Source organism: Enhygromyxa salina, assembly GCF_002994615.1.
GTDB classification, from domain to species: Bacteria; Myxococcota_A; Polyangia; order Nannocystales; family Nannocystaceae; genus Plesiocystis; species Plesiocystis salina_A.
The window spans coordinates 1-26,295 of the sequence record NZ_PVNK01000066.1 but is presented as its reverse complement, the minus strand read 5'-3'; the positions used below and the strand labels follow the sequence as shown (position 1 = coordinate 26,295).

Below are 26,295 nucleotides of genomic sequence, written 5' to 3'. Positions count from 1 at the left end.
TGAAGTTGGGGGGCCTGTTCGCCAACCGACCCCGCCCGGGCCCACTTCGCCTTCCGATCCACACGCCAAAATGAGCGGCGCGACGTTCACGCCACCCCCGACCCCGCATCGGATGTCCTATGCGCGAGCGACGCGACGTTCACGCCACCCCCGACCCCGCATCGGATGTCCTATGCGCAGGAGCTGGACTTTGCGACCGACGGGCTGTGGAAGGTGTTCGCCGAGCGCCTCGAGCAGTGGCGGGTGTTCGAGCGCCGCGCGTTTCGCCGCCTGGCCGAGGCCCAGGCCGAGACCCGGATCGCGGCCGAGGCCAGCGGCGTGGTCGTGGACAAGCGCGAGTTCGACTACATCACCCGGGTCGAGCGGGCCGAGCGGGCCGGCTACCTGCGCAATTATTTGTTCGGCGGCCTGGGCACCGAGTTCACGCGCATGCCCTACCTGGTCCAGGCCGAGTTCATCGCCACGATCTGGACGGTCATCGACAAGGAGGGCCTCGAGGACGAGTACGCGGGCCTCGTCGGGCCCGAGCTGCTCGACGCCCTGCGCGACATCCACCGGCGCTACCTGGTCATGCTCAAGGCCCGCCACGATCGCGGGGCCTCGTCGGGCTTCAACCTCAACGCCCGCCGCGCGCGGCTGCAGCGACGCTTGATGCTCTACATCGCCGCGGCCGTGGTCATGGCCGACGAAGACGACGAGGCCAGCGTCGCCCGGACCCGGGCCGCGCTCGCGCCGGTCGACATGCTCCGCGAGCTCGACGCCCAACAAGCCGGCAGCATCGCCCACGAGGGCGACGAGGAGGTCGAGACCGATCGCTTCCTGGCCGAGCTCGACGCGATCGATGGCCTGCTCGGCGCCAGCGGCGCCGGGGCGGAGGCCGAGCACGTCGCTGAGCGGGCCAACGCGGGTGGGCGTGCCGGAGCGGTGGTCACCACCCACGGCGTCGGTGGTGGCGCCCTCATCGTGATGTCTTCCTACAACAAGACCCCGGTGTTCACGCACTTCGACGGACGCCGGATGAAGAAGGTGGGAAGTGCACGCGAGTCTGTACCCGGCCATCGGCCCCTCGGGTCAGGTGGTGTTCGTCGGTAAGGACGCGGTCTACGGTCTCGAAGGTCTGGACACCCTCACCGCCGCGCCAGAACCCAAGAAGAAGGCGACGGCCGCCAAGGGCAAGCCGAAGAAGCCGCCGGCCCCGACGCTGGAGCTGCTGGGTCTCGGGGATGTTCCGACCACGGACGAGGCGGGTGGAATCGACCGAGAAGCACGCAAGGGCTTGGTGAACCCAGCGCTGCTCTCGCGCTCGGAAGATGGAAGCGTCGTGGTTGCCGTGGAGCGTGCCGAGCGAGGTGTGCAGCCGCCGAGGTGCCTCAAGGTGCGGGTGGGGGACGGGGAGCTGTCGGACCTCACCCCAAGCGTCGCCGCATACGACCCAAGCTGGCTGCCGCGGTACCTCGGTGTCGCTGCGGATGGGTCCGGCGTGATGATGACGACGCTCACGATGCTCATGCTGGCGACGGCATGGGAGACGGCGGACCTGGAACTGGACTTCGAGGACTGCCGCGAGATCGATCTGGCTCCTGCAGAGGGTGTTCGCGGTCGACATCATGACCTGCCCGCGTTGCCGCGGTGCGATGCGCTTGGTGAAGATAGCCAACAAGCCCGACGACATCGCGCGGGTACTCGCCAACTTGGGTCTCGGTCCCCGCCCGCCGCCGCGGCCGAGGCCAGCGCTAGGAGCCCGTGGTGCAATGCATCGTGTCGCCTCGCGCCGGAATTTTCGTCGAGGGCGCGGAGCCAAAACGCCGCTGTACCGGGCGTACTGCAAGTTTTGGCGACAAAGCCCTCGGCGAAAAGGCCAAGCGAGGCGGCGCGAGGCATTGCACCACGGGCTCCTAGCTGGCCAGCTCGAACTCGAACTCGAACTCGTGGCGTGAACGACGCGACCCTGACCAGGCCGTGATGGTCGAGCCGTGTCTCGGACTCGCGGCTCAGGGCAGGCCCGGCGCGAGACCGCGCCGAACGGGGTGAAGGTGGGGGCCTGTTCGTCACCCGACCCGGCGCGAACCCACTTCGCCTGCCGATCCACACGCCGAAAACGAGCGGCCCGACGTTCACGCCACCCCCGGCACTATCTCACGGGACTGTCCCCACCTGGGGTCGAGTGCAACTTGTACCCGCGAACCTTCACCAAAGTACAGTTACGTGACGCTGGAACCCGTGCCAAGGTGCGAAGATGCGGAGGGCACGATGAGCTTTGCAACGATATCCAAACGGCCGAAGCCTGTAGCGATGACGGGTAGCCAAGCTAAACGCCCGTTCGCGCGCTCGTGGACGCCGCCGTCGAGCGCCGTGCCCCAGCGCCTGACAGTCGGGCCGGCCAATCACCCCTTGGAAACCGAGGCGGACCGCGTGGCCGATCAGGCGATGCGCGTCTCGGTGCCGCGCGGGGGCACGGCGGCCAGGGTGCACGAGAACGAGATGGTGAGCGTCCAGGCAGGCGAGAGTGTCAGCACGGACAACCAGGACTCGAGCCTCGTCACGCCTACGGTCGTCAACCGTATCGACGCCGCGCGTCGGCGCGGCGGAATCCAACTCGAAGCTTCCTTGCGTCGCGTCTTTGAGCCGCGCTTCAATGCCGACTTCGGCAATGTTCGGGTTCACACCAATTCCCAGTCGGCCGAGACATCCCGCGCGATGAACGCCCGCGCGTTCACGGTTGGAAGCGACCTCTTCTTTGGCCGGGGCGAATACCAACCAAACTCGGCCTCCGGCCGACACCTGATCGCGCACGAGCTCACACACTCGCTGCAAAATGCACGCATAGGTCACAACGCGGCTTCGACCGGCGTCATTCGGCGTTTTCAGTCCCCGAGCACCGAGCGGGATCCCGCCCGCGATCGTGACCGCATCATCGGCTGGATCGCGTCCATTGTCGTCACGCTAGCGAGCCGTCAGAAGCCGGAGATGGACTCCCGCGCGATCGCCGAGCAGGTCCTAGCCCAAGCCTTAGCCAGCGGCAAGCTCGGGTTCGACGGTGAGCACATGACGATCGCCCAGATCGCCGAGCGGCTCACCCAGGGAGGTGACATAGCTGTCGGTCGCTACCTGCTGACCATCATCATTTCTCAGGCCGGCCTTCAGATGTCACTTGACGAGGCGGACGCCGTGCTGACGGCGGCCCGCGAAGCGGCGCCCTTGCTCGAAGCGGCCGAGGAGCTTGCTCCACTCCTTGGTGGCGGTCTTCCTGCCACGCTCGAGGAACTCGACGTCGAGTCCGAAGATCCGATTGAGATCCCAGGCACCCAAGCCGAGGAGGACGCGCAGCCTTGCGATGGGGAGCAGCCGTGCCGGGGCGAACAGTTGTCGGAGGCCGACTCCACGGAGGAGCCCGAAACACCAAGCATGTCGCCGGCGAGCATGGCTGCCGCGGAGAACAGCAAGAACAGTAAGATGCTCGAGGGAGGCATCGCCGTGCTCCAACCCGCTACCACGACAGGCAGCAGCACCTATGTCGCTGCGGGCGCGGTCAAGCTCGGAAAAAAGAGCGACGCCAAACTGAAGAACAAGCTCGCCGAGGAAGCACGCTTTGGTCTGTTCGCCTGCTTTCCGGAAGTCGATCCGGTCACGGCGGCGGTGCTCATCGACACCAACAAGATCGTCCTCGACGTCCCCTCGGCCGACAAGATGCGGGCCCACGGCGTCACCGAGGTCACGGTTGCGATGGACATTCCGAACCTCGAGAACCAGCTCTCATCGCATTCGCGATGCTCGGACCGAAAGGGCCTAATCGAGCTGAGTAACGCCAAGGCCCTCGGTCAGCTCTAGGTCGCCATGGATCTGGTCAACGTGGCTGCCACGGCTGCTTCCCTCGGCGGGAGCGTTGCTAGCAACACCCTGGCAAATCGACTCGAACGCAAGGCCATAGAACGCGCCGAGAGGAAGGCCGTGCGACGAAAGGCCAGCCAGGCCGAGAAAGCTCTCAAGGGCAAGGGCAAGGGCAAGGCCGGGAAGAACAACAAGCCCAAGGCCGAGAAAGAAGGGAGGGGCAAAGGGAAGAAGGAAAAGTCGGGCGGCGGGAGGTGGACCTGCTTCGCACGCAGCTTCGTGCTGCAGATCCAGAAGGAGTCGCCCGATCACGTGTGCCCGCTGGCCAACAAGCGCATAGATGGGCCGTCGATGAGTGCGGGGGCTCAAGGCGCCGCACTCATCGCTGCCAAGACTGCTTTTAATACTCTGATGGTGCGCGGGTGCAAACCGAAGCACGTCAAGTGCCACTGTACAAAACGATGAGTAAACCCACCTCATTCACCAAGCGTCTCGACCTCTTGGTCACCCACTTCGACGGCTACAGTGCTGCAGATGTCGTCAAATCCGTGGAGAGGTTGAAAACGGCAGGTGTCGTCAGCGAGGAAACCCTCATGGAACTACTGATGCAACCAACCGTACCCGTATCGCTCCGACTCGATGCTTGCTGGCTTCTGCCGCGCATCGGGCTCGAAGGAGCAGAGTGCACGCTCATTACTTTGCTGAGTGACGAAGAACCTCGTGTACGTGCCGAAGCTGCGATGAGTCTCGGTCTGCTTTCAAACGACACGGTCGTGGATTCCCTCCTCAGTCGTCTGAAAACCGATCCCGAGTTGCAGGTACGCTTGGCAGTGGTTCATTCGTTGGGCACTCTCAGCCACACGAAATCCGCGCATTGTTTGCAGGCATTGATAAGCAATCCCGAAGAGGACGCCACCGTACGCGCAGACGCTACCGAAGCGCTCGCTCACGTCGATGCAGATGGGGTGATCGACGCATTGTTGTCGGCGCTGCAGGATCCATCACCGACGGTACGTTTCTCCGCTGCCTACGCCCTGGGCGAGCAGGGAGACCCCGTGGCGCTGCCCGCCCTACGAGTTATTGCGGACACGGACGTCGCGAGCACCGAATTCGGCGATGTGGCAGCCCGTGCCGCCGAGGCTATCGAAGACATCAACAACCGGCAATTGCTCGATGACGTGGATTGACTGCCCCGTAGAACCCCAAGGGACCCATCTCCACCGCCGAGGCCAGCGCTTTCATTCGCGCCGGCGGTTAGGGCACATCAGCGGGGGGCAGCGGGGGTCGGTGGGGTCCGAGGAGGAGCACGATGCCCTCGAGTGGTTGAGAGTGTGTTGCTGTGCAGGTCTGGGGCGGGGACAGAGTACGCCCGGTACAGCTGCGTTTCGGCGCCTCGCCCTCGACGAAAATTCCGGCGCGAGGCGACACGATGCATTGCACCACGGGCTCCTCGTCGATCCGCAGAACATCAATCTGTGTAACGATCGCAAGCTCATCGGAAAGACCCATTCGGATCAGGGCTTGATCGAGGCGATGGGTATCTCTTATTACCACCCCATGCCCAACCCGATCTGGGGACACTTGCCCTGTACGCTGCAAGTTGGCGACACCTGCGCCCCCGACGACTGTTCCTTCCCATGGCCGCCGCCGCTGCCCAAGCCGACATCCGAACAAGTCGCCGAAGTCGCTCGCTGGACTCACGAGGCCATCGCTCGCGTGCTCGCGCGACATGGTCGCTCGCTCGACGGCTTCGACGATGTCGTCGACGTGCTCGCCGACGAGCAGCCCGCGTTGGCGTCGTGCTACGGCGCTTCGGTTGGTGATCGGCAGCTCCTCGGAGCGTCGCCGGGCGAGCAGACGCGCAAGCTCGTCGATCCGGTGTGCGAGCTCGACTCGCCCGACGAGGCGCTCGCCGACTGCGGCGGAGTCAACATCCACGTCGGGCCGGTGATCGACGGCCGGGACCGCAAGCGCCTCGAGCGATTGTGCAGGTACATGGCGCGGCCGCCCGTTTGCCAAGAGCGCTTGGCCGTCACCGAGTCGGGCCAGGTCGTGGTCCGCTTCGAGAATGCCTGGCGCAATGGTGCGCACGCTGTCGTGCTCGACCCGCTCGACTTCGTTGCGCGATTGGTCGCACTGATCCCGGCGCCGCACTTCAACATGGTCCGGTATCACGGCGTGCTCGCAGCTCGAGCCGCGTCTCGCAGCGATGTCGTCCCGGGTGTTGCACCCGAGCAACCCGAGCCGACCCAGCTCCGGCTCGCGTATGACGGCGAGGCGACGCCGGTCGAGGTCGAGGTCGAGGTCGAGCTCAAACCTGCGTCGAGGCACCCCTGGGCATGGTTGCTCGCGCGGGTGTTCGCGGTCGACGTCATGACCTGCTCGCGCTGCGGCGGGCGCATGCGCCTGGTCGAAATCGCCGACTAGCGAGACGGCATCGCGCGGGTGCTCGCCAACGTCGGCCTCGGCCCTCGGCCGCGACCGCGTCCGCGGCCGGCTGTGCCTGGCCAGCTCGAACTCGCTCTCGCCGCTTGACCGGCAGCCACCTCGACCCCAGGCGCGGGTCGTGATTGGGGGCTCGTGCGCCGAACTTGCGAAGCGAGCTGTTGAGGGCGACATCGTGCTCGTCGCGACGCTGGTGTGCCCCGCTCGACGCCGCGCAACTCCTCTGTCGGTCGAGCTCTTCAAGGTGTTCGAAGCGCTGAGAGCTCGTCGCGCTTCCCCGAACCTTGCTTCATCTGGCCTAACCGCCGACGACGTGCTGCGAGTTCAGCTGACAGCGCTCCCAAGCCAGTTTTTGGCTCACGGTGGCGTGCTTCGAGTGCGCTACGGTGACGGGAGCTGGGCGCTGACCGGACCCGCGGACTTCGCCGCCACCGGACCCCTCGCCCCGCTCCCCGTTCCATCCAGCGACGAGCGCGAGCTGCTCGTCGAGCTCGTCGACGGAGGCGGTGAAGGCGAACTCGCGCTGGAGCAGCCACATCCACGGGTGCCTCGGCGGGGGTCGGGCCGGCGCGGACGGCAGCAGCTCACCCTCGAGCGGGAGTTGCAGCTGGCTGATGACCGGCAACGAATGAGGGGTTGCCTCAGGGGTCGGCTGGAGTCTCGTCCACAAACGCCGGAAGGCACCAAAGCTGGGCCGAGGCGTAGCCCGCGACGGCCAGCAACTGACCGTCGCGGGCGAGTTCGAGCCCGTGGACGAAGTCACCGATAGCGAACTCCCGCGACCACGCGCCGTCAAAGGCGTCGCTCAGCCACACGGGCGCCGGACCGGGCGCCATGGTGTGATCGAGGATACCGTCAACGCCGGTGAGGACGTAACGTCCGTCATGACTGAAGTCGAGGATCGCCGCGAGCCCGACGGGGGACGACAATGGGGCTACGACCGCTCCGGTCGAGGTGTCCCACAGCATCCCGCCGCCGTCGTCATAGAGAACCGCGACGCGGTGCCCGTCGGGGCTGAGGGCAACGGCTGCGCTTCGGGACTTCGTGCCTTCGTCGCGCAAGTGACCCAGCTTCGCGCCGGTCTGCGTGTCCCAGGTCGAGACTTCCCCGCGATAGCCGGTGCTCGCCACGATCCGGCCGTCGGTCGATATCGCAACGGGACCGACTGCGTCGCTCAGCTCGAGGGGCTCGTGCTCGGGACCGAGCCAGACGGCCGCGGGCTCACCGTCTCGCACGACGGCGAGGCGGTCGCGGGCCACGGCGATCTGCAGGCTGCCGCGTTCGGAGCCGAAGGGAGACAGGAGCGCGTCGCCGTCGACCTCGACCACGAGCACGGGAGGCTGCGGAACTTTGGCGTACAATGCGCGGTCCACGACGAGCCACTCACGCCCGTCGAGCTCGAGGTAGACTAGGTGGTGCTGGTAACGCCAGAGGCTCACGCGGCGAGCGACGCTGCCGTCGTCGAGGTTCCAGACGATCAAGATCTCAGCTCCGACGGCCGCGAGCCGGCGGCCGCTCGGCGAGAAAGCCAGCAGACGAATCGGGCCGTCGAGCTCGCCGCCGAGGGTCTGACGGCGCACGCCCGTGCTCAGCTCCCAGATCGCGACCTCATCCGCGTCCGTCGCCGCGACGAGCTCGCCGTCGTTCGACAGGGCGATGTCCCAGGTCTTGTGCGGGCTCGGGAACAGCTCGACTGGCTCGCGCGAGCACTGAAATCCGAACTCGGGGGCCGCCTGGACCTGTGCGGGCGCGGATGCTTGGGGCTCGATCTCGACGGGCGTCGCTACCTCGCGCGCCGTCGGGCTCGGACAGGCTGCGAACAGGAGCAGGGCCGCGAGGAGCCCCATTAGGCGCAGACGGCCGCGAGCCAGGCAGCCCGTAGCGAGCGGCTCGGGGCCAGGGCCGCGCGTCCGCAAAGGGAGGGCGCTCGCTTGCATACGGTGTGATGCCATGGGCCCGAAACCCTAGCAAATAGCGGTGAGCAGAGTCGACTCTCAGCCCTATCGTCACGCGCGGGATCCGGGGCCTCGTCGGCCTGTACCGCGAGGGCATGGCCGTGATGCTCACCGGCCACACCGACCGCGTCGGCGCGTCGAGCTACAGCCTGAGCCTGTCGCGCGACCGCGCCCGCGCGATCGCCCACTACCTGCGCGACGAGATCGACGACTGGCTGGCCTGGTACAGCCCCCAGCCGGTCTCGGCGGTCTGGGGCACGCGCGAAGATCAGCACATGCTCTCGGCGGTGACCGACGACGTCAGCGGCGAGCCGTTTTACACCGGCCCCGTGCACGGGGTCCTCGACGCGGGCACGCGCGACGCGGTCATCGAGTTCCAGACCGCGCGCGGCCTGAGCGTCGACGGCGTGCCGGGCCCGCAGACCCGCGGAGCGCTGATCGCCGACTACATGCAGCTCGACGGGACCACCCTGCCCGAGTCCGCCGCGGTCGAGCTGCTCGGGTGCGGCGAGCACCACAACGAGGTCCCGACGGCCGACGGCGTCGACGAGGAGGCCAACCGCCGGGCCGAGATCTTCATATTCGATCCCGGCTCCGTCGACCCGCCGGCGCCCGGCCAGTGCCCCGGCGCCGGCTGCCCCTACGAGACGTGGAAGGAGCGGATGACCAAGACCTACAACTTCGGCAACGAGGACGTGTTCGCCGACTGGGACGTGCTCGCGTTCGAGCTCGTCGTCGACACCGGCGACGACCAGCACGAGGTCGACACGCTGATGGAGTCGAGCTAGCGGCGCCGACCTGTCACCACTTCAGCGGCGGCGTGCGCCGGCCGAGGCACTGCTGGATCTTCATCAAGGTCGGGTGATCGGGATCGCCGACCGGCTTGGTGAACGTCTCCGTGATCGTCTTGCCGTCGACGGTCTTGGTCTCGACCTCGTGGACCGCAAACTGCAGGTCGAGATTGGGCTCGAAGGCCAGGACGATGGACGAGCCGCCGTAGGCGAAGTGGCCCATGCGATCGCCCTTGGTCAGCGTCGCGCCCTCGTCGACGAGGTTGACGATGCTGCCGACGCCCCAAAAGCCGATCGCGATCATCGCAACCAGACCGAGGTTCTCGGTCCGAAACACCCACACGTAGCGCTTGTGCTTGCCGAGGCTCTGGTACCAGCCGACCCGGTCGCTGTCCGGCGCCAGCGCCGGCGCGTAGGGGTCGTTTGGATCGTAGTCGTCGAAGTCGTAGTTGTAGGAGCCCTCGTAGACGCCCTGGTGGATCACCGTCCCGGACACCGGCGCGCGGAAGTGGTGGTAGTCGGTGAACCACAGCAGGATGTCGAGCAGCGGGCCGCCGAGGAAGCTCGCGCCGTAGCCGGGCACGGCCCGCTCGATCTCGAAGGTGTCCTGGGACTTGCCCGGCAGCGGGTGTGGCTCGCCCTCGAGCTCGCCGCGGGTCAGGTAGAACACGCCCCCGTCGCAGGGCGACACGACCACGTTCGGGTCGCCGTCGCTCGACTCGGCGACGCAGGGGCACATCGGCCGCTCGCCCGGCTTCAGCTGGCGAAGGAAGAACTGGTTGAACGACTCGAACCCGCCCGGAGGGACGACGTACTCGTGGATGTCGAAGGGGTGCGCGGGCGTGCCCTGGTAGTTCCTCCAGGCCTCGATCGTCCCCGTCGACTCCGTGCTGCTCAGCCACTCGCCGCGGATGTCGAGGAAGCGGACGAACCACTGCTTGAAGCGCTTGTCGGCGTTGTTGAGCTTCAGGCCCGCCTCGGTGTTAGCGAGGTAGTCCCACTGCTCGATGTACAGCCCGGGGTTGATCGGGGCCGGGGCGTAGTGGAGCCACGCGGAGAAGAACGCCGACATGGGTTTGTCGTTGTCGCGGTAGCGCAGCCAGAACACCCGCCGCTGCGGATCGGGGTTCAGGAGCGGGTTGCAGACCTCGGACAGGGACGCCTGCATCAGCGCGCCCGTCGCCGACATGCCGCCCTCGGGGCGGACGAGCATGGCGTCGAGCTCCGCGAGCAGGGCATCGACGCGGGCCTTGTCTCGTTTCGTCCACTCGGTAGCTGGGGGGATTCCATCGTTCATGTCGGGTGTCCTCGGTGGGCTTGGGGGAGGGGTCGTGGGAGGGGTTGGCGGCGAGCTCGAGAGCGAGTCCAGAGTGTGCGCGGGCCGGTCGACCGCTGGCAAGGCAGGCGAGCGCGAGGCGGCGCGATCGCGGCGAGGCGAACCGCCCAGCGTGGGAGCGGCGGCGCTGTTTCCGGTTGGGTTCGAGGCGCGGCGGCGGATAAGACATCCATGGCGCGGCCGCCCGTTTGCCAAGAGCGCTTGGCCGTCACCGAGTCGGGCCAGGTCGTGGTCCGCTTCGAGAATGCCTGGCGCAATAGTGCGCACGCTGTCGTGCTCGACCCGCTCGACTTCGTTGCGCGATTGGTCGCACTGATCCCGGCGCCGCACTTCAACATGGTCCGGTATCACGGCGTGCTCGCAGCTCGAGCCGCGTCTCGCAGCGATGTCGTCCCGGGTGTTGCACCCGAGCAACCCGAGCCGACCCAGCTCCGGCTCGCGTATGACGGCGAGGCGACGCCGGTCGAGGTCGAGGTCGAGGTCGAGCTCAAACCTGCGTCGAGGCACCCCTGGGCATGGTTGCTCGCGCGGGTGTTCGCGGTCGACGTCATGACCTGCTCGCGCTGCGGCGGGCGCATGCGCCTGGTCGAAATCGCCGACTAGCGAGACGGCATCGCGCGGGTGCTCGCCAACGTCGGCCTCGGCCCTCGGCCGCGACCGCGTCCGCGGCCGGCTGTGCCTGGCCAGCTCGAACTCGCTCTCGCCGCTTGACCGGCAGCCACCTCGACCCCAGGCGCGGGTCGTGATTGGGGGCTCGTGCGCCGAACTTGCGAATCGAGCTGTTGAGGGCGACATCGTGCTCGTCGCGACGCTGGTGTGCCCCGCTCGACGCCGCGCAACTCCTCTGTCGGTCGAGCTCTTCAAGGTGTTCGAAGCGCTGAGAGCTCGTCGCGCTTCCCCGAACCTTGCTTCATCTGGCCTAACCGCCTCGCCCCGGATCCTGCATTGATGGGTGCTGGGACTTCCTCAGTGGCGCCCAGGAAGCGCAAGAGCGGCGGGCTCGCGCCGGAAGCCCGTCCCCCCTGGTCGGCCTCGTCGGCTAGTAATCCGAGCCGACGAGGCCAGCACACCTCCCAGGACTCGCTGGAGCGCGAGGCGGACGCGATGGCGGACAGGGTCATGCGGGCCCCGAAGCCCGCCTTTGGTGGGGCGCAAAGCGACGAAGGCGGACCGAATGTCCGAGCGGTCGGAGGGCCGACAAAGCGCACCCCCTTCGATGCAGAAATTTCGGCGGCACGCCAGGCCGGAGGCGTACCGCTGAGCCCCGGTCTTCGTACATTCATGGAGCCACGCTTTGGTGTGGGCTTTGGTGAGATCAGGGTTCACGCGGACGCGAAGGCAGCTTCGCTCACCCGAAAACTCCACGCGCGAGCGTTCACTACGGCGAATGACGTATTCTTCGCCGCAGGGGAATTTCAGCCGCGAAAGCCGGAGTCTCGCTGGCTCCTCGCTCATGAGCTGTCGCATACGCTTCAACAAAAGCAGGGAACCCTGCAAATCCAGCGTTCACCGCCAGAGGGCTGTCGAGTGCCGGATATGTGGTGGTCCTACATACCCACGCTGCCGCCGAAGTTTTTCGAGAGCTTAAAGGAAGTCGATGGCCCCACGAAGATCACCCCCGAGGACGTCGACGCGCTGACGCGAGAGGAGCTCCGCTCGCTTCGCAGCGCGCTCCAGAACTATGTGGAGCATCGCAAGTGCGCGAGGCAGGCGGAGGCGATGTACTACTACCACGAAAAATTGCTCACCGACGTCGTGGTGCCGCGTGTCGAGCGCACCGACAACCTCGAGGCCGCGCCTGATCGTCTCGATGACGGGATTTTTCACGTCGTCGAGAAGCTCGCTCTTGGTAAGGTCGAGAGGGCGATCTTGATGCAATGCGCTCCCTATATTCACCGACGGATGAAGGAGATCGTCGCGGGGGCACCGCTGGCGCCGGCGAGCGACTCGGAGATCGAACAGGTGGGGTACTTTGGTTCGGCCGCGGTCGAGTCCGTTGACGGTATGACCATGGCGGAGGTCAAGTCAAAGCAAAAGGCGGGAATCCTCCGCGCTGAGTTTCGCCGCAACCATATGACCAACGCCGCAGTTCAGATCATACGTGGTATTCCAAACACCGCTAATGTTCATGTGGACTGGAAGCATCCCGGACTCGAGCGCGGGGGGAGCCCCGGCGACATGATGAGCATCCTGCGAACGATCAAGGACGAGATGCGCGTGGGGTTGGCCGTGGTGAAGCGGATCCGCAACCTGCTCGGGACGAGTGCCGCTGAGGGTGTCGAGAAACCCGCGATGCAACTAAACGACTACATCAGCTCCCTACAGCAGACCGATGGGACGCTCTATACCGTGGACTACGAGCGCGGGAGTGAGAGCGCCAACGTCGACTATGCGCGAAGCGTCGAGCTTGCCACGTTGCGAGAGATTTGGCCCGCCAGGGGCAGCGCCGCGTCCGAGGAATAGCGCCGCAGGGGGCGGCCGTGGTATGCTGGGCGTCCCCACGGTTTGGCATGCCTCGACGATCATCCCTCGGCGCCGTCGCGCTGCTGATACTCCTCGCGTCGGCGAGCTGTCGAGGCCGCGGCGAGCCGGCGGCGCTCACCACCGGCGTCGAAGGTCGGGTCCATGGCGTAGCGACGACCGCCCGCGTGTGCCTGGTCCCCACGACCCACGCAGGGGAGTTCGTCGCGACCGGCGCGCGCCTGCGCTGCGTGAGCGTGAATCCCTGGGCTTCGAGCTATCGAATCGCGGACGTGGACCCGGGAGTCTATTGGGTGTCGGCGTCGGCGCGGGGGGTCGTGCCGACCTACGCCTGGTTCGGGGCGCCGACACGGCAGACGCGACGGGTGGTGCTCGCGCGAGGTCAGCGGGTCAGTGGCGTGGATCTGTACTTCGACGGGCCGGGGGTGCGGGTGGCGGGCGTCGTCACCGACGGGGCCGGGGTTGCGGTCGCGGGGGCGAGCGTGCAGTCGCTAGCGAGCTTCACCAAGACCGACGCCGGCGGCGAGTTCGAGCTGTGGTTGGATCGCGGGGCCACGGAGCTTCGGGTTCGGGCCCGGGGATACGCGAGCGCGACCCGAGCGGTCTCGGTCCCGGGCCCCGCCGTCGAGCTCGCGCTCGAGCCCGAGGCCGTGCTGCGCGGGCGAGTGGTTTTAGAGCAGTCCGGGGCCCCGGTGGCCGACGCTGCGGTCTCGCTCACCTGGGGCGCTCGAGACCAGCCCGCGGCCGAGACCGGGGGCGACGGACGCTTCGAGATCCGCGGGCTCGGTTCGGGTCGCCATCAGCTCTTCGCTATCACCTCCGAGGGTTTCGGCGCGTCGCCGGAGCCGATCACTTTGGCCCCAGGCTCGATCACGGAGCCCGTCGTCATCCGCGTTTCGCGTGCCCACACCGTCACGGGCCGGATCCTGACGGAGGACGGCGCGGCGTGTGCAGATGGGCGGCTCACGGTCCGCTCCCTCTCGCACGGCCAGTCGCTGACCGTGGCGGCGGCGACAAACGGCACGCTGTCCGTCCGCGGGCTCCCGACGGGGCGGTACGGCTTCACGGCTCGGTGCCCCGGCTATCGGATCGAGGCGTCGCTGGCCCACTCGATCGAGCGCTCCTTGGACCTGGAGTGGAGCGTCACCCGCGGCCTCGCGATCGTCGGCCGCCTCGTAGACGCCGCCGGGGCGCCGGTGGCCCACGCGCGGCTGTCCGCGACCTCCCTCGGCCGCCAGCACGAGCTCGACGCGGTTTGGACCGGGCCGGGCGGCGAGTTTGCTATCACGGGCCTGTATCCGGCCCGTGACTACCGGGTCGAGGCCATCGGCTCGCCTCTGGTCCCGGTCGAGGTGAGCGTGGCCGACGAGGACGTCGACGTCGGCACGCTGCGGCTCGCGCGGTAGTGATCGACCCCGAGGGCGCCGGCTCAGGCCAGCGTCGCGCTGGCGCGGAAGTTGCCGAGCATGCGATGCCGAGCTCGGCGTTCGCTTCGACGCCGGGCGAAGCGAACGTGCGGCCTCGATTCAGTCGAGGACGCGCAGTTCGGCGCCGTGACGTTCATCCACCGCGCCGACTCCTCGCTCCGCCTCAACGTGCATTTCCATTGCCTCGTCCTCGATGGCGTCTACGTCCATGACGGCGAGGGGCAGCTTCACTTTCACGCGCTGCCCAGGCCGACACCCGAACAAGTCGCCGAAGTCGCTCGCTGGACTCACGAGGTCATCGCTCGCGTGCTCGCGCGACATGGTCGCTCGCTCGACGGCTTCGACGATGTCGTCGACGAGCTCGCCGACGAGCAGCCCGCTGCTGTCTTCCAAATGGGCGCCAACGGCCAAGGTGTCGCCGGTGCCCGACAGCGCCACGCTCAACCCGAACTGGTCGGACGCGCCAGTGTTGGAGGCCTTGACGTAGGCCTGCTGGGTCCAGACGCCGCCGTTGCGAGCGAACACGTAGACCGCCCCAGCGGCGGAAGCTGCGTTCGAGGCTTGGCTCCCCCCGATGCCCGTCGCGCTGCTGTCGAGGCACCCCTGGGCGTGGTTGCTGCAGCGGGTGTTCGCCGCCGACGTCATGACCTGCCCCCGCTGTCGGGGCGCGATGCGACTGGCCTCGAAGTTGACCATCGCCTCCGGCGCGTCGATCTCGACCACCTGACGAACCGGCTTTCAGGCGGTGACTGACGTTGGCCGGGACGCGGCACGCTACGGCGAGCACGCTACGGCGAGCGCGAGGCTCCAGGCTACGCGATGCTCGAGGGGTGTCTTCATGGGCCGCCCACCATGGTGCGCGAAGCCAAGGTCCCGGACGGGGGATCAGTCGTGCCCGTGCGGTGCGGCCAACAACGCCCACCCCGCCGGGTCAGCTCGAACTCGATTTCGCCGCGCCCGACTGACACTCGGCCAAGAAACGCTCGTGCTGACTGGGTGGAACGGGCTGACCATCCGCCTGCATCTGCCGGTCGACGTCCGCCTCGCTCGCCCCGGCTTCGATGCGACGGTCCCGCTCTTCCGCGTGCTGTCGACGCAGATGGTCGTCGACCTGGTCGGGGGGCACACCGTCTTCGAGCGCCTGCGCCCTCGCGTCTTGCCATGTCTGCACCTTGTCCTTTGCGCTCTTGTTGCGCTTCTGGACCTGCGCATAGGTGCCGAAGTCATCGGGCAGATAGCCCGCCTTGGCCAGCAGCTGCACGCAACGCGCCGAGAAGAACAGGCTCGCGCCGCCCTTCACGAAGTTGATGGGGGTGTGGGGTGCGGGAGTGGTCACGAGGCTTGACTGCCCGAGGACGCGGCAGGACGATTCGTGGGTGCGACGATACTACACGTGGGCCCCGACCGGCGCAGATCCCGGCGCCAAGTCGCAGTTCAACTACTCGATGGACGACCGTGTGCCGGATGGTGCGGCGCGCGCGTTCCCGACCGAGGCCGAGCTGGTCGAGAATCTACTCACTTTGGCTACGGAGCCCGGGGCGATCGATGGCGCCGAGTGGATCGAGCTCGAGGGGGATCCAAGCACGTTGGTCGTGCCCCCCGCGGCGCATCATGTGACCGGCGTCTTCTTGGGCAGCTTCCGCGTCGGCGCTCGACGGCCGCTCAAGGGGGAGCTCGAGCGAATCGCGGCGGCAGGGGCCGCCGGCAGCGAGGAGGCACGGGACGTGCTCTTCATGCGCGCCATGACCGAGGGCGAGGAGCTACCCGAGTGACAGTCAGCGCCACTCTGCCGCTACCCCCGCTGTTCCCGAAGAAGGCAGTCGACCCGACCTCCGGGGCGACGGTGGCGCGAACCACCCTCGGGCTCGTGGCCTACCTGCGAGACCCGGTTCATTGGGCGAACGGAGGGGCCGCCGACCTGTTGAGAGCCTACTGCGGGTACGTAGCGCCGAGCGAGCTGCAGTGGTTGACAACGTCGATGATGCATCGATGGGTGGCGCTCGACGGCTTGAACATCGAGGGGCTGGCCGCCCCGCTCGTCGCCTCCTTCTCGGGGCGGCAGCTGCGGCCGCTCTTCCGGTTCGACCTCGTCGACGATCGCGCGGCGCCGCTCCGGGGGTTCCGGTACCAGGAGAACGAGCCGGAGCGGGACGCCCCGTCGACGTCCTGGCTCCAGCTGTGGATGCACCCTCGCCAGGACCCCGATGCCTTGCTTGGGCTCATGCTGGAACTCGTCCAACAGCACCCCGTGCTCTACGCCAGCGCCGGGTATGTGCTCAGCTGGAACAGCGACCGCGCGGCCGCAGCGTTCGAACACGGCTTCAGACAGGCGTCGCGGTACCTCGGCCTCGACCTCCCACACCCCGAATCGACGAGTCGGAACATCGCCACGGGAGGCGCGTTGCCGTCGGCCAACTGGCTGAACTACATCGACGGCGAGCTGGCCGAGGCGCTCGGTCTGAACTTCCCCGCTCCCAGCGGCGGCGTGGCCGTGCTGCCGCTGCGCCGCGGCACTCTGCTCCGCGCTGGCGAGCGCCCTCGCCTGATCGACGTCAATCAGATGGAGCACTCGCCCGAGTACTCCGCGGTGGCGGCCCAGCTCGACGCCGCGCGCCGCGGGAGTCCATCCCTCCCCGGCGTCTTCGACGAGGCTCCGGACTCCACACGGGGATGGCTCGACCGCTTCACACGCCCGGAATACTGGCCCCGCTGAAACGTAGCGGCCTCAACCGCGCGAGCGTGTGAACGGTGCCTGGCGAGACCCCGTACTCGCGAGCGAGCGCAGCCTGGGTGGTTCGCCCGGTGGCATACCGGCGCCGGATGGCGGCCACCTGCTTCTCCGTGAGGACGCGCGGCCCACGCCTCGGACCAGGCGCCGCTCGGGGCCCTCCAGCCTCCGGCATTAGCTCGTGGCGGAGGAGGCGGGACATCGTGGGCGGGGTCACCCCCAGAGAGGCCGCCAGCTCACGCTGCGACACGCCACCGCCACGCGTGGAAAAATGGCGTGCATGCAGTTTTGCTTGCTCCGCTCGACCTCATCGCGCGGCTGTGTGCCCTGATCCCGCCACCGCGTTTTCATATGATCCGCTATCACGGCGTGCTCGCTGCCCACGCCAAGGTGCGGCCCGACATCGTGCCGGGCCCCGTGGCGGTGGCCACCGAGCCGACGCAGATACGCTTTTCGTTCGACGGCGAGGCGACCGAGCTCGAGGTGCTCGCCAAGCAACCCGCTCGACACCCTTGGGCGTGGCTGCTTCAGAGGGTGTTTGCGGTCGACATCATGACCTGCCCGCGCTGCCGCGGTGCGATGCGCTTGGTCAAGATCGCCAACAAGCCGGACGACATCGCGCAGGTGCTCGCCGAGTTGGGCCTCGGTCCCCGTCCGCCGCCGCGGCCGAGGCCAGCCCCAGCTGGCCAGCTCGAACTCGACTTCGCGGCGTGACCGACCCGACCCTGACCAGGCCGTGATGGTCGAGCCGTGGCTTGGTGTCAGGGACCAAGGCAGGTTCGGCGCGAGACCGCGCCGAACGGGGTGAAGTTGGGGGGCCTGTTCGCCAACCGACCCCGCCCGGGCCCACTTCGCCTTCCGATCCACACGCCAAAATGAGCGGCGCGACGTTCACGCCACCCCCGACCCCGCATCGGATGTCCTATGCGCCTGACCGCCGGCACGCTCGACGATCCGATCGGGGTGGGGATCAAGACCCACATCTTCTGTGGCTCGCGCGCAGATTGGGATGTCGACACGGAGGGGGTGCGGCACTTCGACAAACGCAGCTCGTAGCGCGGCGATGGACAGGCCCGCGCTGAGGAACTAGCTTCCTCCGATGATCAAGCCACGCTCGCTTCGCCTGCTCCCGATAGTGTCCGCTCTTGGCCTCGTGTTCGCGTGCGGTGGCAACACCGACGACGGCGCCACCACGAGCTCAGGGGAGACGATTGGTGACGGCGACGGCGATCCAAGCGGAGACGGCGACGGCGATCCGGGGGACGGAGACGGCGATCCGGGAGATGGAGACGGCGATCCAACTGGAGATGGAGACGGCGATCCAACTGGCGACGGAGACGGAGATGGAGACGGCGATCCTCCGGTCGACGCCTGCAGCTTCGACGCCCAGGTCCTCGAGTGGTCTGTGCCCGCGCCGATCGGAGGCGCGGACCTCCACGAGTTCACGGCCCAGGGCCTCACCTGCAACAACAACGAAGACTACCGCTATTCAACCTTCGATCTGAGCGGCGACGGAGCGCCGGATCTGGTGGTCACGGATCTGTGTGACGCGGCCGGGGTCGGCTCGACGGGCTGGGAGATCTACGAGAATACCGGGACAGGCTTCGACCCGATGCCGATGGACTGGTCGCTCCCGATGACGATCGGTGGCGAGGATGTTCACGAGTTCACGACTCAGGGGCTCACCTGCAACAACAATGAGGACTATCGCTACTCGACCTTCGATCTGAGCGGCGACGGGGCACCGGATCTGGTGGTCACGGATCTGTGCGACGCCGAAACCGTCGGCTCGACCCACTGGGATCTGTATACGAACACGGGCGTGGGCTTCGCCGACGCCCCGATCGAGTGGTCGCTCCCGGCCCCGATCGGCGGCGCGGACCTCCACGAGTTCATGGCCGAGGGGCTCACCTGCAACAACAACGAGGACTATCGCTACTCGACCCTCGACTTGACGGGCGACGGGGCGCCGGATCTGGTGGTCACGGACCTGTGCGACGCCGGGGAGGTCGGGACAGACCGCTGGGATGTCTACGAGAACACGGGCGCGGGCTTCGACGACGTGGCGATCGAGTGGTCGCTCCCCACCCCGATCGGTGGCATGGACATCCACGAGCTCTTGGCCCAGGGCCTCACCTGCAACAACAACGAGGACTATCGCTACTCGACCTTCGACCTGACGGGCGACGGGGCGCCGGACCTCGTGGTCACAGACCTCTGCGACGCGGGCGGGGTCGGAACAGATCGCTGGGATGTCTATGAAAACACCGGCACGGGCTTCGCCGCCGTGGCGATCGAGTGGTCGCTCCCGGCCCCGATCGGCGGCGACGACCTCCACGAGTTCACGGCCCAGGGTCTCACTTGCAACAACAACGAGGACTACCGATTCTCGACGCTCGACGTGACGGGGGATGGCGCCCCGGACCTCGTGGTCACGGATCTGTGCGACGCGGACGGCGTCGGCTCGGGGCGCTGGGATGTCTACAAGAACATGGGGACGGGCTTCGCCGAGGCGCCGATCGAGTGGTCGCTCCCGGCCCCGATCGGCGGCGACGACCTCCACGAGTTCACGGCCCAGGGTCTCACCTGCAACAACAACGAGGACTATCGTTTTTCGACCTTTGACCTGAGCGGCGATCGGGCGCCGGACCTCGTCGTCACCGACTTGTGCGACGCGGAGGAGGTCGGCTCCGTGCGCTGGGAGCTCTATGTCGCAACCTGCGACATGCCATGAACACCGCTCTTTAGCCCCGAACCTGCGCGTCGCGCATAGGACATCCGATGCGGGGTCGGGGGTGGCGTGAACGTCGCGCCGCTCATTTTGGCGTGTGGATCGGAAGGCGAAGTGGGCCCGGGCGGGGTCGGTTGGCGAACAGGCCCCCCAACTTCACCCCGTTCGGCGCGGTCTCGCGCCGAACCTGCCTTGGTCCCTGACACCAAGCCACGGCTCGACCATCACGGCCTGGTCAGGGTCGGGTCGGTCACGCCGCGAAGTCGAGTTCGAGCTGGCCAGCTGGGGCTGGCCTCGGCCGCGGCGGCGGACGGGGACCGAGACCCAAGTTGGCGAGCACCTGCGCGATGTCGTCCGGCTTGTTGGCGATCTTGACCAAGCGCATCGCACCGCGGCAGCGCGGGCAGGTCATGATGTCGACCGCAAACACCCTCTGAAGCAGCCACGCCCAAGGGTGTCGAGCGGGTTGCTTGGCGAGCACCTCGAGCTCGGTCGCCTCGCCGTCGAACGACAAGCGTATCTGCGTCGGCTCGGTGGCCACCGCCACGGGGCCCGGCACGATGTCGGGCCGCACCTTGGCGTGGGCAGCGAGCACGCCGTGATAGCGGATCATATGAAAACGCGGTGGCGGGATCAGGGCACACAGCCGCGCGATGAGGTCGAGCGGAGCAAGCAAAACTGCATGCACGCCATTTTTCCACGCGTGCCGAAAATTGTAACGACATCGGCCGTCGGGGGTGGTCTCGAGGCGATCCTGGGCGAGGGGCGGACGCGCGACATACCGACACAAACGCTCGAGGCGTTGGCGGTCGCGGCGAGGCACGGCCGCGCCCGCGTGCACGTTGACGCCCCCAACTTCGGCGAGCGCCTCGTTGGGTTTGGCGACCTCCCGCACGCGATGCACGAGCTTGCGGGTCCGCTGCCCCGGTGCATCTCCCAACAGCTGCCGGTCGGCGACCGAGGCCCCGTAACATGAGGCCAGGGCCGGCTGCTCTTGCGCGAGCAGATCGGGCGCGTCGTCGCAAGCGAGCTCGTCGAATGAGCGGCCGTGACGTTCGAGCACACCGCTGAGTCGCGCGTGGGTCCACCTCGCAACCTCGGTGACCTCTTCGTGGGTGGGGGCGCCGAGCGAGTGGAAGCGCAGCTCGCCCTCGTCGTCCCTCACGTACACGCCGTCGAGCACGAGGCAATGAAAGTGCACGTTCAGCCGCAGCGAGGAGTCGGCGCGCTGGATGAAGGGCTGACCTGGACCGACGACGAGGGGCATTTCTCGCTCCCGTTCGAGATCGAGACGCTCTGCCCCAACCAGGACGCGACACTGGTCGTGAGCTCCTTTCATGAGCCGGCGCCGTTTCCGATCTCGGTGTTCTGGCGCAGCGCAGGGGCGACGAATTGGCCGAGTTTCTCGAGCCTGCTCCTGGGCCTGACCGACGACGCCAGCGATTACACCGTCCCGTACGAGATCCTCGCGGTGTTCAAGCCCGGGGTCGAGGGCCAGCTCCCTGGTCGGCTCGTGGTCGACACCCTGGTCGGCGAGCAACGAGCGCAGCAGTCGAACTCGCGCGACCTCGACGTGGCAATTCATCTCGCCCATGCAATGCGGGATTCACTCGACTACTGGGGGCAGTAGATCGATCCCTACGATCTGCTATGACTCGCCGGAGACGGTTGGAGGTACCAATTACAGCAATTACGCTTACACCCTAACTCCGGATGGGCGAATCTCACTGTCGGCCATGAGTCTGGGCTTGAATGCCGGCCCCGCGGTCAACTTCTACGGCCGGCGCCGGCTTCTCGGTCCGCGGTAGCGTTGGCCTCGCCTACGAGTTCTGAGGCGCTCCGCCCGAGGCGCAGGGCGCGAGCGGGGGCGGGCCCTGTTCTTCGGGCGCCGGCCCGTCGGTCTCGTCGTGGGTCGGATCGCCGCTGTTGAGCGCCGCAACCCGTGCGCGAGCGGATCCCTGGGTCTTGTGCAATGGCTCCGTCATGTTGCGCAGCGCGTCCACCCCACTGCTCGCGGCGTTGCTCGCTGCGTGCCCTGCGAACCAAGCCAGCAAGACCGAGGCTGGCAAGACCGAGGCTGGCAAGCCGGCGGAGGCGGTCAAGCCATCCGCGGACGGCCTCGCGGGTGAGACGCCGACGACCAAGGCCCACATGCAGGACCACTTCAGCAAGGCCGCCGAGATCAAGGCCGCGTTGATCGCTGGCGATCTCGAGCAGGCCCGCGAACCGGCGGGGTGGATGGCCGAGCATCAAGCGGATGTCGAGCATCCCGACGCCTGGAAGCCCCACGTCACGAACATGCGCGAGGCCGCCCGAGTCATCGGTGGTGCCGAGGATCTCACCACCGCCACGCAGGCCTTTGTCACCCTCGCCCAGGTCTGCGCTGCATGTCACACGGCGATCGGCGGGCCGAAGGTGGACGTCGGTGAGCCGCCGGCAGCGGGCGCGTCAGGCAGCGCGGCGCACATGGCTCGGCATCAATGGGCCCTCGACGCGATGTATCAGGGCCTGATCGGGCCCTCCAAAGCAGCATGGGTGATCGGCGCCGAGGCGTTGGCCGAGGCGCCGCTAGCTCCCACTGAGCTCGCCCCCGGACAGTCGATCCCGGTCCAGATCACCGAGCTCGCTGCCCGAGTTCATGCGCTCGGCAACGAGGCCCGCGACGTCCCCGACGTAGCGATGATTCCCGGGCGGATCTATGGTGAGCTGCTGACCACCTGCGAGACCTGCCACGCTGCGCTGCGCCGCAATTGAAGGTCGGTCAAGACGCCCTTGCCTCGCGCAGCGTGGCGACCAAGTCGGCGATCTGTCCCAGTGACTATCTGTGGGCATTTGTCGCGCTCCTTTCATGCGCCAGAGATTGCGGGCAGGCCAGCCACCAATGCACTGGCCGAGCCAGCCATGACCGCGCCTTTTTTCGCGCCCTCTTTTACGGCCGTCTCGCCGAACGTGAGCTCATGCCTTTGGTGAGTGAATTCGCTTCGAGGGACCCCCGGGGCCCGCCGGGCTGCCCGCCGTCCCACACACGTCCCAGCCGCGACGCTGAGAAACCCGGATCGGACTTCGGACATTTTGAGGACTAGTCCCCTGGATCTTGAAGGAGGGCCTTCACAGGCCCTCCCCCTGGCCGGTGGGCCGGCAGAGCCGGCCAAGTCCCCTGGACTTAGTGAAGTTTCCTAGAGCCCGGCTTTGAGCGCTTCGGAGCAAGCCGAGGCCTTGATCATCGCCCCGCTCTGCCTGTCCCACTCGGCCTTGTTGGCTTCGATCAGCTTGTCCTTCGCGCCGTCGCCAAGGGCCACCCACCAGGTGTCGAGCGAGGCGAGCTTGTCGGCGTTGGTCGCCTTGAACTCGGTGAGGCTGACCTCGAGTGACTCGCAGTCGGGGGCGTTGAGCATGAGCTCGGCGCGGGCGGTCTCGAGCGCCATCTTCTCTTTCATCTTGGCCTCGTCGTCGGCCGAAGGGCCGCACGCGGTGAGGGTGAGCGTGGTCAGGAGCAGGGCGAGGGACAAGGAGACGCGGTTGGTCATTGGAGCCTCATACACGAATGCGAGATCTGGCGATAGTCACGCGCTCGATGTGGGGCGTCGTGCGGTGGCCGGCGGCCGGGAACAGCACCTCGCCAAGCGACACGCCATAGTTGGGCAAGAACACCACGCACAGATCACCTGAAACCGGGCGATCACGTGGAGCACGTTGAGCAGCTGCCGCTTGTACTCGTGGATCCGCCTGATGTGGACGTCGAACAAGCTGTGGGGGTCGATCGGCAGGCCCAGCTCGCGGCGGACCAGCTCGGCCAGGCGCTGCTTGTTGTGGAGCTTGGCGTCGAGGACCTGGCTGCGCGATTCGAGGTGATCGAGGTCTTCGCCAAACCCGGCAGCGAGGCCGCCGCGTTTTCGGGACTGGGTCTCTACATCAAGGTGCACTCGACCGGCGCACGCACGCCGGTGATCGAGTGGCTCGAGATTGTCGCCGGATCTGGCGCACCTGCGGAGGTCGCCGCGGCCAACGAGATCCTCCAACTCGTTGCCAACTGGTGCGTGTTGCGGGAACCTCTCTCCATGACCGCGTACTGGACGATCACAGAACTCGATGAGGCTCCGGAGAAAGCTCGCTCCCCCGAACCTTCGGGGACGTGCGTTCGAGCCGGGCGACTGTCTCGTGTACCGGACCCCCCAAGATGCAAGCTGCGGCCTTCTCCGGGGTTGGCCTCTACGTGAAGGTCCACTCCGTCGTGGCTCGCACCCCGCTGCTCACTTGGCTCGAGGCCCTCGCGAAATCCAGCGTCGAGGCCGAAGCGGGGGCTGCATCCAAGCAGCTCGAACTGTACCGCCGGATTCGAGAGGCGTTCGCCAAGGCAGCAGAGAAATAGTCGGCCTACGGCGCAGAAAGCGGGCGCACGTAGCCCTCCGCGTCCCGGCGACGCACGCGCTGGCCGAGCTGGCCAACGGACTCTCGCCGCCGCATCACGAAGTCATCCCAGCTGAGCAGCGGAGGCGGAGCCACGCCACGAGCACCGCCAGCGCGAAGTACAAAGCAGGATCGCCGCGATCGGTCATGTCCTCTCGATATCCGGAAGGCTCACTCTTGAAAAGACCCTCTGCCGCGAGAACCCGAGACCCCATACCTTGGCCTCGTAACCACAACCCAGGAGGAAGCCATGTCCCGTATCACCATCCCCGCAACGATCGAAGCCGCCCCGGTGGCATCCCAGACCGCGCTCCGTCAGGTCGAGAAGCAGCTCGGATCTGCCCCGAACCTGTTCCGTCTGGCCGCGCAGAGCCCGGCCGCGCTCGAGGGCTACCTCGGCATCTTCGGCGCGCTCGGCAAGGGCCAGCTCCCCGCGCCGACCCGCGAACGCATCGCGCTCGCCATCGCCGAGTACAACGGCTGCGACTACTGCCTGGCGGCTCACACCTATCTCGGCACCAAGCTCGCCAAGCTCTCGCCCGAGGAGATCGCCGCCAACCGCGAAGGCCGCTCCACCGATGCCAAGGCCGATGCTGCCGTCCGCTTCGCCGTCGCGGTGGCGACGGCTCGCGGCCATGTCTCGGATGCCGATCTCGCCGCCGTGCATGCCGCCGGCTACGACGACGCCCAGGTCATCGAGATCGTGCAGCATGTCGCGCTCAACGTCTGGACCAACTACCTCAATTCGGTGGCCGAGACCGAGATCGACTTCCCTGCGGTGACGATCGCCAAGGCGGGCTGATCGCCCCAATCGCGGTGGCCCGCCCGGGCCACCGCCCTTTCCCGTTTACCAAGGAGCACGCCCCCGATGTCCGACTCGACGTCTCGCCCCCCGCTTCCCCCGTTCACCGAAAAGACCGCGATCCAGAAGGTCCGCCTCGCCGAGGATGCCTGGAACAGCCGCGACCCAGAGCGGGTCTCGCTCGCCTACACGCCCGACAGCCGCTGGCGCAACCGCGCAGACTTTCTCCGCGGCCGCGCGGAGATCGTCGCCTTCCTGACCGCCAAGTGGCAGCGCGAACGAGAGTACCGCCTGATCAAGGAGCTCTGGGGCTTCCGGGTCAACCGCATCGCCGTGCGCTTCGCGTATGAGTGGCGGGGCGCGGACGGCCAGTGGGTCCGCTCCCTTGGCAACGAGAATTGGGAATTCGACGAGAACGGGCTGATGGCCGTGCGCTTCGCCAGCATCAACGACCTCGCGATCACGCGAGACCAGCGGCTGTTTCACTGGCCGTCGGGTCGCCGGCCCGACGATCACCCCTCGCTCTCCGACCTGGGGCTCTGAGCCATGCGCGAGACCTCTGCGCCGTCGCCTTCTTGGTGAAAGCGCAACTACGACGAGCTCTACACCGATCCGCCTGGGACCTTCACCCTGACCGACAACGGCGACGGCGCTTAGGGCATCGGATAGGGGTGGTGGGCTCGGCGCGCCTGACCCGCTCGTCAGTTGCCTTCGTCGGGTACGCGCGGACTCCGACTGCGCCACGATAGCTACGGCAACCTCGACGGCGACGAGCTGCGCAACGATGCCGCCACGCTCGTCGCGGTCGCGGCCGCCGACGAAGGGGCTGGCGCGAACAATTCGGATTTCTGTGATCGACACGGGTCACTCGCGGCACTAGTGGACATGGCCTCCTTCTTGCCGAGCTCGCCCCGTCGTCGGTTGCGCCCCAGCCAGTGGAACATCGTCCGCGCCAGCTCGGCGATCGGAGCCGTGCTCGCGCTCGGAGCTTGCGCAGACGATACCGTCAGCGTCGACGACGACGGTCGCGACACGAGCACCACCACCGAGACAGTCGACACCAACGACGAGGACGACTGGAACGGCGACTACGGCGACTACGGCGACTGCGCATAGGACATCCGATGCGGGGTCGGGGGTGGCGTGAACGTCGCGCCGCTCATTTTGGCGTGTGGATCGGAAGGCGAAGTGGGCCCGGGCCGGGTCGGTTGGCGAACAGGCCCCCCAACTTCACCCTGTTCGGCGCGGTCTTGCGCCGAACCTGCCTTGGTCCCTGACACCAAGCCACGGCTCGACCATCACGGCCTGGTCAGGGTCGGGTCGGTCACGCCGCGAAGTCGAGTTCGAGCTGGCCAGCTGGGGCT

The 26,295-nt window shown here is 67.3% G+C and carries 27 protein-coding genes and 3 pseudogenes; 21 read left to right on the top strand and 9 right to left on the bottom strand.

Features of this window, described 5'->3' with window-relative positions; translation table 11 throughout:
* Positions 1 to 165 precede the first annotated feature (165 nt).
* From ENSA5_RS06105 to ENSA5_RS06090, 6 genes are all read left to right on the top strand, one after another.
* Positions 166 to 1,092 (top strand): hypothetical protein, encoded by a 927-nt coding sequence (locus tag ENSA5_RS06105; protein WP_106390685.1) that lies wholly within the window; start codon positions 166 to 168, stop codon positions 1,090 to 1,092.
* Entirely contained in the window at positions 1,079 to 1,963 is an 885-nt protein-coding gene (locus ENSA5_RS35640; RefSeq protein ID WP_146155382.1) for a hypothetical protein, read from the top strand. Before ENSA5_RS06105 ends, ENSA5_RS35640 begins: the two co-directional genes overlap by 14 nt.
* Positions 1,964 to 2,205: 242 nt before the next feature.
* Complete coding sequence (locus tag ENSA5_RS06100) at positions 2,206 to 3,828, top strand: eCIS core domain-containing protein (protein ID WP_181197425.1); 1,623 nt, start codon at positions 2,206 to 2,208, stop codon at positions 3,826 to 3,828.
* 6 nt (positions 3,829 to 3,834) lie between these two features.
* Positions 3,835 to 4,293, top strand: a complete 459-nt coding sequence (locus tag ENSA5_RS35635; RefSeq protein ID WP_146155381.1) for a hypothetical protein — start codon at positions 3,835 to 3,837, stop codon at positions 4,291 to 4,293.
* Positions 4,251 to 5,015, top strand: a complete 765-nt coding sequence (locus tag ENSA5_RS06095; RefSeq protein ID WP_181197424.1) for a HEAT repeat domain-containing protein — start codon at positions 4,251 to 4,253, stop codon at positions 5,013 to 5,015. The genes ENSA5_RS35635 and ENSA5_RS06095 overlap by 43 nt, the downstream gene beginning before the upstream one ends.
* Positions 5,016 to 5,262: 247 nt before the next feature.
* Entirely contained in the window at positions 5,263 to 6,255 is a 993-nt protein-coding gene (locus ENSA5_RS06090) for a transposase (protein WP_181197423.1), read from the top strand.
* A gap of 316 nt (positions 6,256 to 6,571) precedes the next feature.
* On the opposite strand, the gene ENSA5_RS06085 is transcribed toward ENSA5_RS06090, so the two are convergent.
* Entirely contained in the window at positions 6,572 to 6,898 is a 327-nt protein-coding gene (locus ENSA5_RS06085; protein WP_106390681.1) for a hypothetical protein, read from the bottom strand.
* 16 nt (positions 6,899 to 6,914) lie between these two features.
* Entirely contained in the window at positions 6,915 to 8,120 is a 1,206-nt protein-coding gene (locus ENSA5_RS06080) for a WD40 repeat domain-containing protein (protein ID WP_106390680.1), read from the bottom strand.
* A 203-nt stretch (positions 8,121 to 8,323) separates the two neighbouring features.
* On the opposite strand from ENSA5_RS06080, the gene ENSA5_RS06075 reads away from it, so the two are divergent.
* Positions 8,324 to 9,016, top strand: coding sequence for a peptidoglycan-binding protein (locus ENSA5_RS06075; protein ID WP_146155380.1), 693 nt, complete (start codon positions 8,324 to 8,326; stop codon positions 9,014 to 9,016).
* Between the two features lie 13 nt (positions 9,017 to 9,029).
* On the opposite strand, the gene ENSA5_RS06070 is transcribed toward ENSA5_RS06075, so the two are convergent.
* The gene (locus tag ENSA5_RS06070; RefSeq protein ID WP_106390679.1) at positions 9,030 to 10,316 is read right to left on the bottom strand and encodes a phosphatidylserine decarboxylase; all 1,287 of its coding nucleotides are present in this window, start codon (positions 10,314 to 10,316) and stop codon (positions 9,030 to 9,032) included.
* Positions 10,317 to 10,526: 210 nt separating this feature from the next.
* Between ENSA5_RS06070 and ENSA5_RS06065 the strand changes: the two genes are divergently transcribed.
* From ENSA5_RS06065 to ENSA5_RS39690, 4 genes and pseudogenes are all read left to right on the top strand, one after another.
* On the top strand, positions 10,527 to 10,958 hold the full coding sequence (locus ENSA5_RS06065) for a transposase (protein ID WP_106390678.1): 432 nt from the start codon (positions 10,527 to 10,529) through the stop codon (positions 10,956 to 10,958).
* A 501-nt stretch (positions 10,959 to 11,459) separates the two neighbouring features.
* A complete protein-coding gene (locus ENSA5_RS06060; protein WP_181197421.1) occupies positions 11,460 to 12,818 on the top strand; it encodes an eCIS core domain-containing protein in 1,359 nt (452 codons plus the stop codon).
* 47 nt (positions 12,819 to 12,865) lie between these two features.
* Positions 12,866 to 14,242 (top strand): carboxypeptidase regulatory-like domain-containing protein, encoded by a 1,377-nt coding sequence (locus tag ENSA5_RS06055; protein WP_146155379.1) that lies wholly within the window; start codon positions 12,866 to 12,868, stop codon positions 14,240 to 14,242.
* A gap of 60 nt (positions 14,243 to 14,302) precedes the next feature.
* Positions 14,303 to 14,437: pseudogene (locus ENSA5_RS39690) on the top strand (hypothetical protein); the annotation flags it as partial.
* A gap of 213 nt (positions 14,438 to 14,650) precedes the next feature.
* Here ENSA5_RS39690 and ENSA5_RS06045 read toward each other — a convergent pair.
* Positions 14,651 to 14,908: pseudogene (locus tag ENSA5_RS06045) on the bottom strand (FG-GAP repeat protein); the annotation flags it as partial.
* 286 nt (positions 14,909 to 15,194) lie between these two features.
* The gene (locus ENSA5_RS06040) at positions 15,195 to 15,599 is read right to left on the bottom strand and encodes a hypothetical protein (protein ID WP_106390675.1); all 405 of its coding nucleotides are present in this window, start codon (positions 15,597 to 15,599) and stop codon (positions 15,195 to 15,197) included.
* Positions 15,600 to 15,639: 40 nt separating this feature from the next.
* Between ENSA5_RS06040 and ENSA5_RS06035 the strand changes: the two genes are divergently transcribed.
* The 5 genes from ENSA5_RS06035 to ENSA5_RS06015 all read left to right on the top strand — a co-directional run bounded on the left by ENSA5_RS06035 (position 15,640) and on the right by ENSA5_RS06015 (position 19,725).
* Positions 15,640 to 16,035: a hypothetical protein gene (locus ENSA5_RS06035; RefSeq protein ID WP_146155378.1), complete on the top strand. Its 396-nt coding sequence runs from the start codon at positions 15,640 to 15,642 to the stop codon at positions 16,033 to 16,035.
* Positions 16,032 to 16,976 (top strand): type VI immunity family protein, encoded by a 945-nt coding sequence (locus ENSA5_RS06030; RefSeq protein ID WP_146155377.1) that lies wholly within the window; start codon positions 16,032 to 16,034, stop codon positions 16,974 to 16,976. The genes ENSA5_RS06035 and ENSA5_RS06030 overlap by 4 nt, the downstream gene beginning before the upstream one ends.
* A gap of 291 nt (positions 16,977 to 17,267) precedes the next feature.
* Positions 17,268 to 17,705 (top strand): transposase, encoded by a 438-nt coding sequence (locus tag ENSA5_RS06025; protein WP_106390672.1) that lies wholly within the window; start codon positions 17,268 to 17,270, stop codon positions 17,703 to 17,705.
* Positions 17,706 to 17,915: 210 nt separating this feature from the next.
* The gene (locus ENSA5_RS39095) at positions 17,916 to 18,047 is read left to right on the top strand and encodes a GFA family protein (protein WP_258182750.1); all 132 of its coding nucleotides are present in this window, start codon (positions 17,916 to 17,918) and stop codon (positions 18,045 to 18,047) included.
* Positions 18,048 to 18,090: 43 nt separating this feature from the next.
* A complete protein-coding gene (locus tag ENSA5_RS06015; RefSeq protein ID WP_181197419.1) occupies positions 18,091 to 19,725 on the top strand; it encodes a hypothetical protein in 1,635 nt (544 codons plus the stop codon).
* 247 nt (positions 19,726 to 19,972) lie between these two features.
* On the opposite strand, the gene ENSA5_RS06010 is transcribed toward ENSA5_RS06015, so the two are convergent.
* A complete protein-coding gene (locus ENSA5_RS06010; protein WP_258182749.1) occupies positions 19,973 to 20,905 on the bottom strand; it encodes a transposase in 933 nt (310 codons plus the stop codon).
* A 12-nt stretch (positions 20,906 to 20,917) separates the two neighbouring features.
* On the opposite strand from ENSA5_RS06010, the gene ENSA5_RS37100 reads away from it, so the two are divergent.
* On the top strand, positions 20,918 to 21,352 hold the full coding sequence (locus ENSA5_RS37100; protein ID WP_181197417.1) for a hypothetical protein: 435 nt from the start codon (positions 20,918 to 20,920) through the stop codon (positions 21,350 to 21,352).
* Positions 21,353 to 21,705: 353 nt separating this feature from the next.
* Positions 21,706 to 22,476 (top strand): hypothetical protein, encoded by a 771-nt coding sequence (locus ENSA5_RS06000; RefSeq protein ID WP_146155376.1) that lies wholly within the window; start codon positions 21,706 to 21,708, stop codon positions 22,474 to 22,476.
* A gap of 422 nt (positions 22,477 to 22,898) precedes the next feature.
* Here the strand turns inward: ENSA5_RS06000 and ENSA5_RS05995 are convergent, their stop codons facing one another.
* The 3 genes and pseudogenes from ENSA5_RS05995 to ENSA5_RS39085 form a co-directional block, all read right to left on the bottom strand.
* Positions 22,899 to 23,249: a hypothetical protein gene (locus ENSA5_RS05995; RefSeq protein ID WP_106390667.1), complete on the bottom strand. Its 351-nt coding sequence runs from the start codon at positions 23,247 to 23,249 to the stop codon at positions 22,899 to 22,901.
* A gap of 126 nt (positions 23,250 to 23,375) precedes the next feature.
* Positions 23,376 to 23,645: pseudogene (locus ENSA5_RS39090) on the bottom strand (glycogen/starch/alpha-glucan phosphorylase); the annotation flags it as partial.
* Positions 23,646 to 24,096: 451 nt separating this feature from the next.
* Positions 24,097 to 24,225 carry a hypothetical protein gene (locus tag ENSA5_RS39085; RefSeq protein WP_258182748.1) on the bottom strand — a complete coding sequence of 43 codons (129 nt, stop codon included), beginning with the start codon at positions 24,223 to 24,225 and terminating at the stop codon, positions 24,097 to 24,099.
* Between the two features lie 154 nt (positions 24,226 to 24,379).
* Between ENSA5_RS39085 and ENSA5_RS05980 the strand changes: the two genes are divergently transcribed.
* The 3 genes from ENSA5_RS05980 to ENSA5_RS35625 all read left to right on the top strand — a co-directional run bounded on the left by ENSA5_RS05980 (position 24,380) and on the right by ENSA5_RS35625 (position 26,047).
* Positions 24,380 to 24,931: a carboxymuconolactone decarboxylase family protein gene (locus tag ENSA5_RS05980; protein WP_106390665.1), complete on the top strand. Its 552-nt coding sequence runs from the start codon at positions 24,380 to 24,382 to the stop codon at positions 24,929 to 24,931.
* 66 nt (positions 24,932 to 24,997) lie between these two features.
* Positions 24,998 to 25,474 carry a nuclear transport factor 2 family protein gene (locus ENSA5_RS05975; protein ID WP_106390664.1) on the top strand — a complete coding sequence of 159 codons (477 nt, stop codon included), beginning with the start codon at positions 24,998 to 25,000 and terminating at the stop codon, positions 25,472 to 25,474.
* Between the two features lie 162 nt (positions 25,475 to 25,636).
* Positions 25,637 to 26,047 carry a hypothetical protein gene (locus ENSA5_RS35625; protein ID WP_146155375.1) on the top strand — a complete coding sequence of 137 codons (411 nt, stop codon included), beginning with the start codon at positions 25,637 to 25,639 and terminating at the stop codon, positions 26,045 to 26,047.
* Positions 26,048 to 26,295: the final 248 nt, after the last annotated feature.

What these genes read in the sequence shown, in the direction of transcription:
- ENSA5_RS06055 (WP_146155379.1), top strand. Translation starts at nt 12,866, where the DNA reads ATGCCTCGACGATCATCCCTCGGCGCCGTCGCGCTGCTGATACTCCTC.
- ENSA5_RS06060 (WP_181197421.1), top strand. Translation starts at nt 11,460, where the DNA reads ATGGCGGACAGGGTCATGCGGGCCCCGAAGCCCGCCTTTGGTGGGGCG.
- ENSA5_RS39095 (WP_258182750.1), top strand. Translation starts at nt 17,916, where the DNA reads ATGCGCCTGACCGCCGGCACGCTCGACGATCCGATCGGGGTGGGGATC.
- ENSA5_RS06080 (WP_106390680.1), bottom strand. Translation starts at nt 8,120, where the DNA reads ATGGGGCTCCTCGCGGCCCTGCTCCTGTTCGCAGCCTGTCCGAGCCCG.
- ENSA5_RS06075 (WP_146155380.1), top strand. Translation starts at nt 8,324, where the DNA reads ATGGCCGTGATGCTCACCGGCCACACCGACCGCGTCGGCGCGTCGAGC.
- ENSA5_RS35635 (WP_146155381.1), top strand. Translation starts at nt 3,835, where the DNA reads ATGGATCTGGTCAACGTGGCTGCCACGGCTGCTTCCCTCGGCGGGAGC.
- ENSA5_RS06000 (WP_146155376.1), top strand. Translation starts at nt 21,706, where the DNA reads ATGTTGCGCAGCGCGTCCACCCCACTGCTCGCGGCGTTGCTCGCTGCG.
- ENSA5_RS05975 (WP_106390664.1), top strand. Translation starts at nt 24,998, where the DNA reads ATGTCCGACTCGACGTCTCGCCCCCCGCTTCCCCCGTTCACCGAAAAG.
- ENSA5_RS06105 (WP_106390685.1), top strand. Translation starts at nt 166, where the DNA reads ATGTCCTATGCGCAGGAGCTGGACTTTGCGACCGACGGGCTGTGGAAG.
- ENSA5_RS06070 (WP_106390679.1), bottom strand. Translation starts at nt 10,316, where the DNA reads ATGAACGATGGAATCCCCCCAGCTACCGAGTGGACGAAACGAGACAAG.
- ENSA5_RS06015 (WP_181197419.1), top strand. Translation starts at nt 18,091, where the DNA reads ATGATCAAGCCACGCTCGCTTCGCCTGCTCCCGATAGTGTCCGCTCTT.
- ENSA5_RS05980 (WP_106390665.1), top strand. Translation starts at nt 24,380, where the DNA reads ATGTCCCGTATCACCATCCCCGCAACGATCGAAGCCGCCCCGGTGGCA.
- ENSA5_RS05995 (WP_106390667.1), bottom strand. Translation starts at nt 23,249, where the DNA reads ATGACCAACCGCGTCTCCTTGTCCCTCGCCCTGCTCCTGACCACGCTC.
- ENSA5_RS06065 (WP_106390678.1), top strand. Translation starts at nt 10,527, where the DNA reads ATGGCGCGGCCGCCCGTTTGCCAAGAGCGCTTGGCCGTCACCGAGTCG.